The sequence below is a fragment of the Clavibacter michiganensis genome, assembly GCF_002151125.1.
Lineage (GTDB): Bacteria > Actinomycetota > Actinomycetes > Actinomycetales > Microbacteriaceae > Clavibacter > Clavibacter michiganensis_C.
In genome coordinates, this window is record NZ_MDJZ01000016.1 from 176,937 (window position 1) to 191,704 (window position 14,768).

General features: G+C 75.1%; 15 protein-coding genes. 12 read left to right on the forward strand and 3 right to left on the reverse strand.

Going from position 1 to position 14,768, the window contains the following annotated elements; translation table 11 throughout:
• Position 1: 1 nt before the first annotated feature.
• The 3 genes from BFL37_RS10245 to BFL37_RS10255 are packed head-to-tail and all read left to right on the forward strand — an operon-like array spanning position 2 to position 3,495.
• Positions 2-868, forward strand: a complete 867-nt coding sequence (locus tag BFL37_RS10245) for a carbon-nitrogen hydrolase family protein (RefSeq protein ID WP_086515021.1) — start codon at positions 2-4, stop codon at positions 866-868.
• A gap of 49 nt (positions 869-917) precedes the next feature.
• Positions 918-2,084 (forward strand): MSMEG_0565 family glycosyltransferase, encoded by a 1,167-nt coding sequence (locus tag BFL37_RS10250; RefSeq protein ID WP_086515022.1) that lies wholly within the window; start codon positions 918-920, stop codon positions 2,082-2,084.
• Complete coding sequence (locus tag BFL37_RS10255; RefSeq protein WP_086515023.1) at positions 2,041-3,495, forward strand: AMP-binding protein; 1,455 nt, start codon at positions 2,041-2,043, stop codon at positions 3,493-3,495. The genes BFL37_RS10250 and BFL37_RS10255 overlap by 44 nt, the downstream gene beginning before the upstream one ends.
• A 9-nt stretch (positions 3,496-3,504) precedes the next feature.
• Here BFL37_RS10255 and BFL37_RS10260 read toward each other — a convergent pair whose 3' ends face one another.
• A complete protein-coding gene (locus BFL37_RS10260) occupies positions 3,505-3,915 on the reverse strand; it encodes a RidA family protein (RefSeq protein WP_206601269.1) in 411 nt (136 codons plus the stop codon).
• A 93-nt stretch (positions 3,916-4,008) separates the two neighbouring features.
• On the opposite strand from BFL37_RS10260, the gene BFL37_RS10265 reads away from it, so the two are divergent.
• Positions 4,009-4,416: a winged helix-turn-helix transcriptional regulator gene (locus tag BFL37_RS10265; protein WP_086515024.1), complete on the forward strand. Its 408-nt coding sequence runs from the start codon at positions 4,009-4,011 to the stop codon at positions 4,414-4,416.
• Positions 4,417-4,953, forward strand: a complete 537-nt coding sequence (locus BFL37_RS10270; RefSeq protein WP_086515025.1) for a GNAT family N-acetyltransferase — start codon at positions 4,417-4,419, stop codon at positions 4,951-4,953.
• A 13-nt stretch (positions 4,954-4,966) separates the two neighbouring features.
• Here BFL37_RS10270 and BFL37_RS10275 read toward each other — a convergent pair whose 3' ends face one another.
• The gene (locus BFL37_RS10275) at positions 4,967-5,434 is read right to left on the reverse strand and encodes a MarR family winged helix-turn-helix transcriptional regulator (protein ID WP_086515026.1); all 468 of its coding nucleotides are present in this window, start codon (positions 5,432-5,434) and stop codon (positions 4,967-4,969) included.
• Between the two features lie 94 nt (positions 5,435-5,528).
• On the opposite strand from BFL37_RS10275, the gene BFL37_RS10280 reads away from it, so the two are divergent.
• The 4 genes from BFL37_RS10280 to BFL37_RS10295 all read left to right on the forward strand — a co-directional run bounded on the left by BFL37_RS10280 (position 5,529) and on the right by BFL37_RS10295 (position 9,176).
• Positions 5,529-6,491, forward strand: a complete 963-nt coding sequence (locus tag BFL37_RS10280) for an alpha/beta fold hydrolase (RefSeq protein ID WP_086515027.1) — start codon at positions 5,529-5,531, stop codon at positions 6,489-6,491.
• Complete coding sequence (locus BFL37_RS10285; RefSeq protein WP_086515028.1) at positions 6,488-6,886, forward strand: polyketide cyclase; 399 nt, start codon at positions 6,488-6,490, stop codon at positions 6,884-6,886. The genes BFL37_RS10280 and BFL37_RS10285 overlap by 4 nt, the downstream gene beginning before the upstream one ends.
• 82 nt (positions 6,887-6,968) lie before the next feature.
• Positions 6,969-7,862, forward strand: a complete 894-nt coding sequence (locus BFL37_RS10290; RefSeq protein ID WP_086515029.1) for a serine hydrolase domain-containing protein — start codon at positions 6,969-6,971, stop codon at positions 7,860-7,862.
• A gap of 72 nt (positions 7,863-7,934) precedes the next feature.
• Positions 7,935-9,176 carry an AAA family ATPase gene (locus tag BFL37_RS10295; RefSeq protein ID WP_086515030.1) on the forward strand — a complete coding sequence of 414 codons (1,242 nt, stop codon included), beginning with the start codon at positions 7,935-7,937 and terminating at the stop codon, positions 9,174-9,176.
• A 36-nt stretch (positions 9,177-9,212) separates the two neighbouring features.
• Here BFL37_RS10295 and BFL37_RS10300 read toward each other — a convergent pair whose 3' ends face one another.
• Positions 9,213-10,268 carry a LacI family DNA-binding transcriptional regulator gene (locus BFL37_RS10300; protein WP_241533951.1) on the reverse strand — a complete coding sequence of 352 codons (1,056 nt, stop codon included), beginning with the start codon at positions 10,266-10,268 and terminating at the stop codon, positions 9,213-9,215.
• A gap of 100 nt (positions 10,269-10,368) precedes the next feature.
• On the opposite strand from BFL37_RS10300, the gene BFL37_RS10305 reads away from it, so the two are divergent.
• The 3 genes from BFL37_RS10305 to BFL37_RS10315 all read left to right on the forward strand — a co-directional run bounded on the left by BFL37_RS10305 (position 10,369) and on the right by BFL37_RS10315 (position 14,733).
• Entirely contained in the window at positions 10,369-12,339 is a 1,971-nt protein-coding gene (locus BFL37_RS10305) for a glycoside hydrolase family 127 protein (RefSeq protein ID WP_086515032.1), read from the forward strand.
• A 206-nt stretch (positions 12,340-12,545) separates the two neighbouring features.
• Complete coding sequence (locus tag BFL37_RS10310; RefSeq protein WP_086515033.1) at positions 12,546-14,066, forward strand: alpha-N-arabinofuranosidase; 1,521 nt, start codon at positions 12,546-12,548, stop codon at positions 14,064-14,066.
• 118 nt (positions 14,067-14,184) lie between these two features.
• The gene (locus tag BFL37_RS10315) at positions 14,185-14,733 is read left to right on the forward strand and encodes a GNAT family N-acetyltransferase (protein ID WP_086515034.1); all 549 of its coding nucleotides are present in this window, start codon (positions 14,185-14,187) and stop codon (positions 14,731-14,733) included.
• Positions 14,734-14,768: the final 35 nt, after the last annotated feature.

Here is a 14,768-nt window from a genome sequence, read left to right on the forward strand (position 1 = left end):
CATGGCCGAGATCACGATGGGGGCGGTCGCGGCGCACTTCGGGCGCGACGTCGAGCGGACGCTCGCCAAGCTCCCCGGCATGATCGACCAGGCCCGCGAGCGCGGCGTCGACCTGCTGGTGCTCCCGGACGCGACCATCGGCGGCTACCTGCTCGACATGGAGCACCCGGGGCCGGACGCGCTCCCGCCCGCCGTGGAGCTGGACGGCCCGGAGGTGCGGGCGGTGACCGAGATGGCCGGCGACATGACGGTGTGCTTCGGGGTCGCGGAGCGCGCGCTCGAGGGCGGCGAGGAGATCCGGTACAACAGCGCCGTCTGCGTGCAGGGCGGCCGGGTGCTCGGCACGCACCGCAAGGTGCACCTGCCGCTCGGCGAATCGGAGGCCTACCGGGCCGGATCCGCGTTCGCGGCGTTCGACACCCCCGTGGGACGCGTCGGCATGATGATCGACTTCGACAAGACCTTCCCGGAGTCGGCGCGCACGCTCGCGCTCGACGGCGCCGAGATCCTCGCCTGCCTGAGCGCGTGGCCGGCCAGCGTCACCGACCGCTCCGACCGGCTCCGCAACGACCGGCAGGCGCACCTGTTCGACCTCTACGACTGCTCGCGCGCGGCCGAGAACCAGCTCTACCTCGTGTCGTCGAACCAGACCGGGGTGCTCGGCGGCCTGCGGTTCCTGGGGCAGGCGAAGGTCGTGGATCCCGCCGGCGAGATCGTCGCGAAGACGTGGGCGAAGGGCGGCCTGGCCGTCACGACCGCGGACGCGTCGTCGGACATCGCCCGCGCCCGACGCACGATGCACCACCTGCGCGACCGGGTGCCGGCGGCCTACGCGCCGACGCCCGCACCCGCGCCCGCCGCCGGCTGACCCGCCGATCCCCGACCCGCCGCCCGCCGACCCACCCGAGGAGCGCCCCGTGCGGATCGCCCTGCTGACCTACTCCACCAAGCCGCGCGGCGGGGTGGTGCACACGCTCGCCCTCGCGGAGGCGCTCGCCCGGCGCGGGCACGACGTCGTCGTGTGGACCCTGGGGCGCGGCGGCGACCGCGCGTTCTTCCGCGAGGTCGACCCGGCCGTGCGGATCCGCGTGGTGCCGTTCGCCGCGCGCGACGACGAGACGGTGGGCGAGCGCATCGTCCGCTCGATCGCGACCATGCGCGCGGCCTTCGCCGCCGCGCGCCAGGCCGAGGCCTACGACGTCGTGCACGCGCAGGACTGCATCTCGGCGAACGCGGCCGGGCCCTGCATCCGCACCATCCACCACCTCGACGAGTTCACGACTCCGGAGCTCGTGCGCTGCCACGACGCCGCGGTGCGCGAGCCGATCGCGCGGCTGTGCGTGTCCGCCGCCGTCGCCGCGGAGGTCGAGGCCGGATGGGGGCTGGTGCCCACGGTGATCCCGAACGGCGTCGACGGCGCGCGCTTCCGGGCGGCGGCGGGGCCCGCGGGCGCCGAGGGCCGCGACCGGATCCGCGCCGCGCTGCGCGAGCACGGCGTGGAGGGGGACTACGTGCTCGCGCTCGGCGGCATCGAGCCGCGGAAGGGCAGCGTCGACATGCTCGAGGCGTTCGCGCTGCTCCGTGCGTCGCGGCCCGGTCTCCGGCTCGTGTTCGGCGGCGGCGAGACCCTGTTCGACTACCGGGCGTACCGCGAGGCGTTCGACGCGCGCGCGGCCGAGCTGGGGATCCGGCCGGTGATCCTCGGGGTCGTCGACGACCCCGACGTCCCGCCGCTCGTCGCCGCGGCGGGCGCGCTCGCGTTCCTCTCCACGAAGGAGGGCTTCGGCCTCGCCGCGATGGAGGCGCTCGCCGCGGGCGTGCCGGTGGTCGCCCGCGACCTGCCCGTGCTGCGCGAGGTGTTCGGGTCGTCCGTGCTGTTCGCGACGGGTCCGGCGGGCGCGGCCGACGCCCTCGCCGCGGCGCTCGACGGGCGCGCGCCCGACCCGGCGGGGGGCCGCGCGCTCGCCGCGTCCCACGACTGGGACGACGTCGCCCGCCGGCACGAGGCGTTCTACCGGGCGACGGGGACGGAGGGCGACGGTGGCGAGGCAGTCCATCTCGCGGATCATCTCGGGTCTCGCTGACGCGGATCCCGACCGCGTCGTCGTGCGCGACGACGCCGGGACGCTCACCGCGCGCGAGCTCGACCGGGCGTCGAACCGGCTGGCGCGCGCGTACCTGGCGCTCGGCGTCGGGCAGGACGACCGGGTCGCGATCGCGCTGCCGAACACCCGCGAGATGGTCGTCGTCTGCGCGGCCGTCTGGAAGGCCGGCGCGACCCCGCAGCCGATGTCGACCGGGCTCTCCGCCGAGGAGCGCGCGCACGTCGAGGACCTCGCCCGGCCCGCGCTCGTGGTCGGCGCCGATTCCTCGCGGAAGGGCGTCCCGTCCGTGCCCGCCGGCTGGTCGCCGCCGGCGGGGCTCGACGACGGACCGCTGCCCGACGCCTGGGCGCGCAGCTGGAAGGCGCCGACCTCGTCGGGATCCACCGGCCGCCCGAAGGTCGTCGCGACCACGGCTCCCGCGCTGCTGGATCCGACGCTCCCCGTCGCGCCGTACCTCCCGCTCGACCAGGTGCAGCTGGTCACGGCGCCGCTCACCCACTCGGCCGCGTTCACCTACGCGTTCCGCGGCCTCATGACGGGCCACGCGCTCGTGCTCCTCCCGCGCTTCGACGAGCGGCGGGTGCTGGCTGCGATCGCCGAGCAGCGGATCACGTGGGCGCTGCTCGTGCCGACGATGCTGCATCGCCTGCTCCGCCTCTCCGCCGACGAGCGGCGCGCGGCCGACCTGTCGAGCCTCCGCACGGTGCTGCACCTGGGCGCGCCGTGCCCGTCCGGCGTGAAGCGCGCGTCCATGGACTGGATCGGGCCCGAGCGGCTCGTCGAGGTCTACGCGGGGAGCGAGTCGAACGGGATCCTCACGATCCGCGGCGACGAGTGGCTGCGGCACCCGGGCAGCGTCGGCCGGCCCGCGGCGGGCACGGCCGTCTCGATCCGCTCGGCCGAGGGACGGGAGCTGCCCGCGGGCGAGGTCGGCCGGATCTGGATGCGGCGCGACGGCGGGCCGGCCTATGCGTACGTCGGCGCCGGATCCGCCCGCACCCCCGACGGCTGGGACACGCTCGGCGACCTCGGGCGCGTGGACGACGACGGGTACGTGTTCGTGCTCGACCGCGCCGACGACGTGATCCTGCGCGGCGGCGTCAACGTGCACCCCGCCGAGGTCGAGCGCGTGCTCGAGCAGCACCCGGACGTGCGCGGCGCGGTCGCGTTCGGCGTGCCGGACGACGACCTCGGCCAGCGCGTCGAGGCCGTGGTCGACATCGCGGACGCGGAGGTCGACGCCGCCGAGCTGCTCGCCTGGGCCCGCGCCCGCCTGGATGCGGAGCGCCGCCCGGCCGCCGTGCGCCTCACCCGGACGCCCGTGCGGGACGACGCCGGCAAGACGCGGCGGCGGGCCTACGCGCGGGCGGCGGTCGAGGGGCGCGACTGAGATCCCGCGTCAGTCGAGCACAGCGGTCGCCTCCACCTCCACGAGCACGTCGGGCTCGAACAGGATCTCCACGCCGATGAGCGACGCGGGCGGCATCGGGCTCGGGAGCCCCAGCTCGTCCGCGACCGACTCGACGCCCGCGAGGAACGCGCCCATCCGATCGGGCGTCCAGCGCGTGACGTAGAAGGTGAGCCGCACGACGTCGCCGAATCCGGCGCCCGCGCTCGCGAGCCCGGCGTGCGCGTTGCGGAGGGCCTGCGCGACCTGGCCCGCGAGGTCGTCGGGCGATACGGCGGATCCGTCGGCCGTCCGCGCGATCTGTCCGGCGACGTGCACCTGGCGGCCGCCGGTCGCGACGGCGACGTGGTGATACGGGACCGGCTGCATGAGGCCGGCGGGGGAGGAGAGGACGACGGGCACGGGGGCTCCTTCGGGTGTCTGCGCGGCCGCGGATCGGGCCGGTATCTCCTGGATACCCGGTGACGGGCGGTCGCTTCCACGAGACTGGGTGTCGTGACGGATACCGCGACGCATGCCGCCCACCCGCCCCACGACCCCGCCGATCGGCTCGCGATCAGCGCGCCCCACCGCGAGCTGCTCGACCAGGTCCTCGACCGGTGGTCGCTCGCCGTGCTCGACCGGCTGTGCGAACGGCCGACCCGCTTCGCCGAGCTGCGCCGCGTGATCCCGGCGGTCACGCAGAAGTCCCTGACGACGACGCTCCGCCGGCTCGAGCGGAACGGCATCGTCGAGCGCGTCGTGCTCGGCACCCGGCCGCTGGCGGTCGAGTACCGCATCACGCCGCTCGGCAAGACGATGCGCGCGCCCGTCGACGTGCTCCTCGCCTGGGCGTCCCAGCACATGCCCGCGATCGAGGCGGCCCGCGACCGCTTCGACGACGCGACCGACGGGCCCGTCTAGGTGGGCCACGCGATCCTCCGCCCCTGGACCGCTGCCGACGCGCCGGTTCTCCGCGACGCGTTCCTCACGACGCCGGATCTGGTGACCCAGCTCGGCGGCGCCGACCTCGCGACGGTCGACGCAGCCGAGGCGCACATCGCGGGTCCGCTCGCCTCCGACGACGCGCACCGCGTCTGGGCGATCGTCGACGGGGGAGCCGCGCTCGGCACCGTCGGCGTCTCCGCCATCGACCGCCGGCACGACACGGCGTGGCTGCACTACTGGCTGGCGGGATCCGGCCGGGGACGCGGCCTCGCGACCCGGGCCCTCGCGGGCGCCGCGGCGTGGGCCTTCGCCGACGGCCTGTTCCGCCTCGAGCTCGGGCATCGCGTGAACAACCCGGCGTCGTGCCGGGTCGCGACGCGCGCCGGGTTCGCGGCTGAGGGGATCGAGCGCGCGAAGCTCCGCTACGGCGCCGAGCGGTTCGACGTGGAGACGCACGCGCGGCTCGCGACGGATCCGGTGCCCACGGTCGCGCCGCTGCCCGTCGTCGGCTGATCCCGGAGCGCGGTCAGCCGGTGCTCGGCGCGCTGCCCGCCGGGGCCGCCCGCCGCGACCCGTCCCGGAGGCGCCGCAGCCCGTCCTCGAACGCCCCGACCCGCTCGGCGCCCTCCGCGCGGACCCACCGCGCCCGGATCCGGTCGAACGCACCCGCGCCCACGGCCACCGCCTCGCGACCCCGGTCGGTGAGCCGCAGCTCCTTGCGGCGGGCGTCGGCGGCGTCCGCCGTGCGCTCGACGTAGCCCAGGCCCTCCAGCGCGCCGATCGTCTTGGCCGCCGCCTGCCGCGAGACGCCGAGCGCGCGGGCGAGGCCCGCGGCGGTGACCGCGCCCTCGTCGACGGCCTGCATCGCGAGCTCCGCCGCGACGGTGAGGCCGGGATGGCCGGCGGCGGTCAGCTCGGCCGTGACCTCGTCGACCATGGCGTCGAACGTCTCCGCCACCAGTCGCGCGAGCGCGGCCCCGGGATGCGTCGTCATGCCGTCGATCCTACCCCGGTTGACAACCGGGTTGCCTTCTTCCTATTCTGACAACCGGGTTGCCGATCGGGCGCCCGACGACGAGGAGGACCCCATGACCGCATCGCCCATCACCCCCATCGCCGCGCCGGGCGCGACCGTCCCCGGGACGCAGCACCACCGCGCCGACGTGGGCGGCACGAGCCTGCACGTCGTGACCGCGGGATCCACCGGCTCCACGGTCCTGCTCGTGCACGGCTTCCCGGAGTCGTGGTGGGCGTTCCACCGGCTGATCCCGCTGCTCGCCTCCGAGCACCGCGTGGTCGCCGTGGACCTGCGCGGCTTCGGCGACTCCGACGTCGCCGGGCCCGACCACGACAGCGCGACCACGGCCGCGGACCTGCACGCGCTCATCGACGCGCTCGGACGCGGACCCGTGCACCTCCTCGCGCAGGACATCGCCGGCGGCGCCGCCTACCGCCTCGCCGCGGACCACCCCGAGAGCGTCCGCAGCCTCACCGCGGTCGAGATGGGGCTCGCGGGCTTCGGGCTCGAGGGGCTCGGCGACATCACGCACGGCGGCTCCTGGCACATCGGCGCCCTCGCCGCCCCCGGCATCCCCGAGCTCCTGCTGGCCGGCCGCGAGCGCGAGCTGCTCGGATCGTGGGCCTTCCCGACCATGACCGCCGTGGCCGGCGCGGTGACGGACGCGGACGTCGACGAGTTCGCGCGCGGCTACGCCCGACCCGGCGGTTGGGCGGGCGCGGTCGGCCTCTACCGGTCGATGCTCGCCGAGGGCGCCGAGCTGCGGGCGCGCGCCGAGGTGCCGCTCGCGATCCCGGCGCTCGCCGTGGGCGGATCCGGCGGGCCGTTCACCGTCGCGACCCTCGAGGGCGTGATGGCCGGCCCGGTCGCGTCGGTCCAGCTCGACGGCGTCGGCCACCACGTCGCGCTGGAGGCGCCGGGACCGCTCGCCGACGCGGTGCTCGCCTTCCTCCGCGGGGTGGACGGCGGCGTCGAGCCGCTGCCCACGGGATCCGCGACACCGGACGAGGCGCCCGGTAGCGTCGGAGCGTGACCTGGCCCGCGCTGCACATCACCCGTTCCGTCGACGCCGACGTGGCGTCCGTCGTCGCCGTGGCGGGGGATCCCGCGCGGCTGCCCGAGTGGGCGGCGGGCGTCAGCTCCGGCATCCGCCTCGAGGGCGGGCGCTGGCTGTCGGACTCGCCGATGGGCGCCATCGAGATCGCGTTCACGGGCCCGCGTGAGCTCGGGATCCTCGACCACGACGTGACGCTCCCCGACGGCACCGTGGTCCGCAACCCGCTGCGCGTCCTCCCCAACGACGACGGCAGCGAGGTCGTCTTCACGCTCTTCCGCCGGCCGGGCACGACCGACGTCGCGCTCGCGGAGGACGCGGCGCTCGTCGCGGAGGACCTCGACCGCCTCGCGGCGCTGGTCGCGCGCGGCTGATCCGCGCGCCCGCACCGCAGGCCGGATCCCGCCGACCGACGCGCGCCCCGCGAAGCGGGCACCGCCCCGCCACACTGGATCCATGAGCACCGCCGCCGACGCCCTCGCCCTCCTCGTCGCGGGCATTGATCGCGAGCGGCTGGGCGCGCACGGCGTCGTCGTGCGGATCGGCGACGACGAGGTCGCGCACCGCTGGCGCAGCGACGACCGCGAGAACCTCTACTCGGTGTCGAAGGGCGTCTGCGCGCTCGCCGTCGGCATGGCGGTGGATGAGGGGATCCTCCGGCTCGACACCCGCGTCCCCGAGCTGCTGCCGGACCTCGACCTCGGCGCGGGCGTCGACGAGGTCACCGTCGAGCACCTCCTCACGATGACGAGCGGCATCGACTTCGCCTGGTTCGGCGACGAGCCCGTGCCCGGCCCCGACCTCGCGCAGGCGATGCTCGGCCTCCCCGCGAGCGACCCGGGCCGCGTCTTCCGGTACAGCGACGCCAGCCCCTACGTGGCCATGCGGATGCTCGCCGCCGCGGTCGGCGACGTGCGCGACTGGCTCCTCCCGCGGCTCTTCGATCCGCTCGGCATCGACGACCCGCAGTGGCACCGCTGCCCGCTGGGCTTCATCGTCGGCGGCAGCGGGCTGGAGCTGCGCACGGGCGAGCTCGCGCGCATCGGCCGGCTGCTCCGCGACCGCGGCGCGTGGGAGGGCCGGCAGCTCGTGGGCGCCACATGGGTCGACCGGATGCACGGATCGTGGGTCGACACCGGCGCCGACCCCGCCGCGCCCTTCGCCCGCTACGGCCTCGCGACCTGGGACGGGCCGGGCGACGCCTGGCGCCTCGACGGCCGCTACGGCCAGTACGTGCTGGTCGACGGATCCCGCGACGCGGTCGTCACCATCACGGCCCACGAGGAGGAGCGCGACCACCGGCTCGCGGAGCTGGCGGCGGCGGCCGTCGCGGAGGCGGCGCCCGCGTGAGGAGGACCTGATCCGCCGGCCTCGGGGTTGGTAACATTACCAAGCTCCCCTGAGCTTGGTAACATTACCAACGTGCGCGACGCGACCGACAACCCCTTCAGCCCCGGCTCCGACACCGTCCCGGAGATCTGGGCCGGCCGCACCGAGCAGCTCAGCGACTGGCGCGACGTGGTCCGCCCCCGCCTCCTCCGGGGGCTCCCCGAGCGCGGGCGCACCGTGCTCGGCGAACCGGGGCTCGGCAAGTCCTCCCTCGTGCGGCGCATCGCGCAGACCGCCGCGCGGGAGGGGGACTGGGTCACGCCGCAGCTCCGCATCCCCCTCGGCGCCGATCCGCTCAAGCCCGTCGCGGCCGCGGTGCTGGAGCTCGCGCGCGCCGCCGGTCTGCCTGCGGTGCGCGAGAAGCGCATCAAGGACGCCATCGCGCGCGTGGAGACGGTCGCGGCAGCCGGGATCTCGCTGTCCATGCGCGGGGGATCCGAGCAGAGCGGCCCGGAGCCGTACACGGCGCTGACCGCGCTGCTGGTCGAGGTCGGCCGCGCGGCGATGCGGCACGAGCGGGTCGCCCTGGTGCACATCGACGAGGTCCAGAACATCACGGACGAGCGGACGCTGTCCCAGCTGCTGATCGCGCTCGGCGACGCGATCACGCACGAGGAGGAGGTCGCCGTCCCGGGCGGTGCCCGTGTCCGCCGGTCCCTGCCGATCGCCGTGTACCTCACCGGCCTGCCGGACTTCGAGGACCGGGCCGGCGCCCACAAGGGCGCGACCTTCGCGCGGCGCTTCCGCACCACGGTCCTGACCGCGATCGACGACGACGACATCCGCGCCGCGCTGCAGGACTTCGTCGTGCCGGGCTGGGAGGTCGCGGACGGCTCCGGCCGCACCCGTCGGATCCGCATGGAGCAGGATGCCGCCGCGGCGATCGTGGACCTGTGCCGCGGGGAGCCGTTCCTCTTCCAACTGGCGGGGGAGCGCGCGTGGTACGCGGGATCCGGGCCGACGATCACCCGGGACGAGGTCCATGCGGGCTGGCGCGGGGCGGAGCGCGAGGCGGCCGCGCACGTCGAGCGGATCCTCGAGCGGCTGCCCCCGCGGGAGCGCGCCTTCATCGAGGCGATGGCCGCGCTGCCCGCCGAGGAGCGCACGCTCACCCGCATCGCGAAGGAGATGGGCCGGTCGAGGGCCGCGGAGGTCGGCACCACGGCGCAGCGCCTCGACACCGTGCGCGGCATCATCGACCGGGGCACGGCCTACGGCTTCCGGCACCGCGCGATCGAGGCGCACCTGACCAGCGGATGGCCGCGGGTCGGGTGAGCCCGCCGAGGAACAGCGCGTCGGTGCGGATCCCCGTCACGCGCCCGTCGACGCCCGCGCGACCACGCGCACCGGCTCGCGGGTGACGCCCGCGACGGTCGCGCCGCCGATCATGTCGACCAGCCGCTGCGCCGCCGTCCGGCCGAGGCGCTCGAGCTCCATCGCGACGCTCGACAGCGGCGGGCGGGCCTCGCGGACCAGCAGGTCCCAGTCGTCGAAGCCGATGACGGCCACGTCGCCCGGCACGTCGCGGCCCTCGTCGCGGAGCGTGTCGAGCACGCCGCGCGCGATGTGGTCGCTGCCGCCGATGATCCCGTCGACCGCATCCCCGCCCCGCACGAGCAGGCGCGCGCAGTCCCTGCCCCACGCCTCGCCCCACTGCCCGTAGAGCGCGGATCCGCCGACCGGCTCGAGCCCGTGCGCGGCGAGCGCCGCCACCACGCCCTCGGCCCGTTCGCGGGCCGCCGCGTACGACGACTCGCCGTTCACGAGCGCGATCCGCGTGCGTCCCCGCGCGATGAGATGCTCGGCCGCCAGGCGCCCGGCCGCTACGTTGTCGGGCGTGGACGACGCGTCGGCCTCCCCGGTGGAGGGCGCGTAGGCGTAGACCACGGGCACGTCGCCGACGTCGGCCACGGGTGGCCGCGGGTTGGTGGTGCGGCCGACGACGAGGAGGCCGTCGACGCGGCGGGCCAGCAGCGATCGGACGTGGGAGCGCTCGCGGTCGGGGTCGTCGCGCGTGTCCGCCAGCAGGACGGAGAGGCCCGCGGCGTCGAGCGCCTCCTCGGCGCCGCGGACGATGGGGACCACGAAGCGGTGGTCCAGCTCGCTCGTGACGACGCCCACGCTGCCCGTGCGCGCGGAGTTGAGGGCGCGGGCGAAGAAGTTCGGGGTGAAGGACAGCTCGGCAGCCGCCTCCTCGACGCGACGCCGGGTCGTCGGGGCCACCTGCGGTCGTCCGTTGAGCGCCTTGGAGGCGGTCGCCATGCTCACGCCCGCGGCGCGCGCGACGTCCGCGAGGGTCGCGGTCGGCGCCGCCGGGACGGACCCCGCCCGTCCCTCGTCCGCCGCCATGTCTCGAAAGTAGTTCATGTTGTCGTTGACCCGGCGGCGCGTCCCCGGTTAGCGTCGACCCGGGTAAGACCGAAAGTAGTTTCGGTCCGCCGAGAGTCGACGACGACCAGGAGGAGCCATGAGCACGATCCACCCCGAGACCGCATCCGCCCCCGCTCGCCCCGCGCGCGCCAGAGGCCCCGTCGCGCCGTCGACCTCGCGCCTGACCTCGCTCGACGCCGCGGAGATCCGGCTCGTCGCGGGCTTCTGGGGCGACCGTCAGCGGCTCGACGCCGACGAGATCCTCGCTCACTGCGAGTCCTGGATGGAGCGCATCGGCTGGACGTCCAACTTCGACCGCGCCGCCTCCGACGAGGAGGGCTGGGAGCACGCCGGCATCGAGTTCGTCGACTCCGAGATCCACAAGCTGCTCGAGGGCATGGCGTGGGAGCTGGGGCGGCCGGTCGCGGACGGCGACACCGCGGCGGCGCTCTCCCGAGCCGACCTCGACGAGCGCTTCGGACGGCTCGTCGCCCGCGTCGCCGCGGCGCAGGACGCGGACGGCTACCTCCACACCTCCTTCGGTCGCCCGTGGCAGCGCCCCCGCTACTCCGACCTCGAGTGGGGGCACGAGCTGTACTCGATGGGGCACCTCATCCAGGCGGGCGTCGCGGCGCACCGCACGGGCGCGTCCGACGAGCTGGTGCGCGTGGTGACCCGCGTCGCCGACCACCTCTGGGACGCCTTCGGGCCGGACGGGCGCGAGGTCGTGTGCGGGCACCCCGAGGTGGAGGTCGCGCTCGTCGAGCTCGGGCGGGCGCTGGGGGAGCCGCGGTACGTGGAGCTCGCCCGCCTGTTCGTCGAGCGTCGCGGGCACGGGCTGCTGGGGCCGATCGCGTACGGCGCCGAGTACTTCCAGGACGACGTGCCCGTGCGCGACGCCGACGTGCTCCGCGGCCACGCCGTGCGCGCGCTCTACCTCGCGGCCGGCGCGCTCGACGTCGCGGTGGAGACCGGGGACGCCGACCTCGCCGACGCCGTCCGCCGGCAGTGGGAGGAGACCGTGCGGAGCCGCACCTACATCACGGGCGGCATGGGCTCTCACCACCAGGACGAGGCGTTCGGCGCCGACTTCGAGCTCCCGCCGGACCGCGCCTACGCGGAGACCTGCGCGGGCATCGCGTCGAACATGCTGTCGTGGCGGCTGCTCCTGCAGGAGGACGACCCGCGCTACGCCGACCTCATCGAGCGCACGCTGCTGAACACCGTCCTCGCCTCGCCCCGGGAGGACGGCCGGGCCTTCTTCTACACGAACACGCTGCACCAGCGGACCCCCGGCGTCGCGCCCGACGAGGACGAGGTCAACGCCCGGGCGCTCGCGAGCCTCCGTGCGCCGTGGTTCGAGGTGTCGTGCTGCCCGACCAACGTCGCGCGCACGCTCGCGAGCATGGAGCTGACCTTCGCGACGCGCTCGCCGGAGGGCGTGCAGATCCACCAGCTCGGCTCCTACGACGTGGACACGACGCTCGAGGACGGCACCGCCGTCGCGATCTCGGTGCGCAGCGGCTACCCGTACGCGGGCGACGTGACCATCACGTTCCGGGAGGACACGGCGCGCGAGGTGGAGCTGGCCGTGCGGATCCCCGCGTGGGCGCGCACCGCGACCCTCACCGAGCCGGGCGGCGCGCCGATGGAGGTCCGCGGGCGGCGCGCCCTCGTGCACCGCCGCTTCCGCGCGGGCGACGAGGTGCGGCTCGACCTGCCGATGACCGCGCGGTTCGTGACGCCGGATCCGCGCATCGACGCCGTGCGCGGGCAGGTCGCGGTGGAGCGCGGGCCGCTCGTGCTCGCGCTCGAGTCGACGGACCTGCCCTCGGGCGAGGTCGGCGACGTCGCGGTCGACACGTCGAGCGCGCCGGAGCCCACGGCGCGCGGTGCCCGCGTGCGGCTCTCCCGCACGGTCGCCGACGCCGCCGACTGGCCGTACGGCACGGGCGTCGACCGCGTCGAGCCGCTCGGCGACGTCGACCTGATCCCGTACGCCTCCTGGGGGAACCGCGGCCCGTCGACCATGCGGGTCTGGATCCCCGTGGCCGCCGACCGGGCCTGATCCGGGCGCGTCCCCCGCCCCGCCCCGCGCGTCGCGGCTCCCGATGACGCGACGCGCGGGGCGGGGCGGGGCGCGTGGCGTTGACACTGTCCCGGCACCCCCGCGACAATGGAGGCGCGTTGCTCTTACAACGTTGTAAAGGCTCGGATCCACCCGCATTGCGCGGCGTCGATCGGCCCCGCTCCCGATGAAGTGAAGGACCCTCCATGACCGACGCCCCCACCCCCGACGCCCGCATCGCCCTCGACCGCACCGCGGTCGTCGCCCCCGTCAACCGCCGCACCTTCGGCTCGTTCGTCGAGCACCTCGGCCGCTGCGTCTACGACGGCATCTACGAGCCCGGCCACCCCACCGCGAACGCGGACGGCTTCCGCGGCGACGTCGTCGACCTCGTCAAGGAGCTCGGCACGAGCACCATCCGCTACCCCGGCGGCAACTTCGTCTCCGGCTACCGCTGGGAGGACGGCGTCGGCCCGCGCGAGGACCGCCCCAAGCGCCTCGATCTCGCCTGGCACTCGCTCGAGACCAACGAGGTCGGCCTCGACGAGTTCGCGCGCTGGTGCGAGCTCACCGGCAGCGAGCTGATGATGGCCGTCAACCTCGGCACGCGCGGCGTGCTCGAGGCCCTCGACATCCTCGAGTACTCCAACCACCCGGGCGGCACCGCGCTCTCCGACCAGCGCATCGCCAACGGATCCCCGAAGCCCCACGACGTGAAGATGTGGTGCCTCGGCAACGAGATGGACGGCGACTGGCAGGTCGGCAACATGACCGCCGAGGACTACGGCACGCTCGCCGGCCGCACCGCGCGCGCCATGAAGATGGTCGACCCGACCCTCGAGCTCGTCGCGTGCGGCAGCAGCGGATCCGGCATGCCGACCTTCGGCGAGTGGGAGCGGATCGTGCTGGAGAAGACCTACGACTCGGTCGACTTCATCTCCGCCCACGCCTACTACCAGGAGCGCAAGGGCGACCTCGGCAGCTTCCTCGCCTCCTCGCTCGACATGGAGTACTTCATCCAGACGGTCGTCTCCACGGCCGACCACGTCAAGCACCGCCTGAAGAGCGACAAGACGGTCAACATCTCGTTCGACGAGTGGAACGTCTGGTACCTCGACGAGCACCAGGAGTCCGGCGTCATCACGGAGGGCTGGCCCTACGCGCCGCACCTGCTCGAGGACGTCTACTCGGTCGCGGACGCGGTCGTGCTCGGCAACCTCATGATCACGCTGCTCAAGCACAGCGACCGCGTCACGTCGGCCAGCCTCGCGCAGCTCGTGAACGTGATCGCGCCGATCATGACGGAGACCGGCGGCGGCGCCTGGCGCCAGACCACGTTCTTCCCGTTCTCGGTCACGAGCCGTCTCGCGCAGGGCGAGGTGCTGCGGCCGCGCATCGACGTGGGCACGTACGAGACCGAGGTGCACGGCACCGCGCCGCTCGTCGACTCCGTCGCGACCTTCGACGAGGCCACCGGCCGCGCGGCGGTCTTCCTCGTGAACCGCAGCCTGACCGAGGCCCTCACCATCGAGGTCGACGCGGCCGGGCTCGGCGTGTCCGAGGTGCTCGAGGCCGTCGGGATCCACGACGAGGACGTCTACGCGAAGAACACCTTCGAGGACCGCGAGCGCGTCGGCCTCACGCCGAACGCCTCGGCGTCGCTCGCCGACGGCACCCTCACGATCACGCTGCCGCCCGTGTCGTGGACGGCCGTGTCGCTCGGCTAGCCGCACCCGCTCGACCACGCGCCCGTCGCGCCGCACCCGCGGCCGGCGGGCGTCGTGCGTGCGCGCGTCGGACCCCGTACCGACCCGGATCCCCAGCTCCTCCCCGGAGGATGGGCGCATGAGCTCGCAGCCGACCGCACCGACCGTCCACCTCGTCGAGCTGCAGGAGGGGGAGCGCTCCGCCTGGATCGAGCGCCTCCGCGCCGCCTTCGCCGCGGGCGTGCGCGACGCCGGGCTCCAGCCGGGCGACGAGGAGATCCCGGAGATCGAGGACACGCAGGAGGTGCTCGACGCGCCGGGGGTCGAGGCGCTGCAGGTCGTGCACGACGGCGACGTCATCGGCGGAGCGGCCGTCACCGCCCTGGAGGACGGCCGCCGCAGCCTCGAGCTCTTCTTCATCGACGCCGGCCGTCACGGCGGCGGGATCGGCGTGGCCGCCTGGCGGGCCATCGAGGCCCGCTACCCGGACACGGAGGTCTGGCAGACCGAGACGCCCTACTTCGAGCAGCGGAACATCCACTTCTACGTCAACCGCTGCGGCTTCCGGATCGTGGAGTTCTTCCACCCCGGGCACCGGCCCGAGCGCGGCGGATCGGCCGACCACGCGGGCCCGGATCGCATGTTCCGATTCGAGAAGGCGAAGCCGACCGCCGCTCGGGAGGGCTGACCGCGCGATCCCCGGCGCGTCCCATGGCGCGCCGG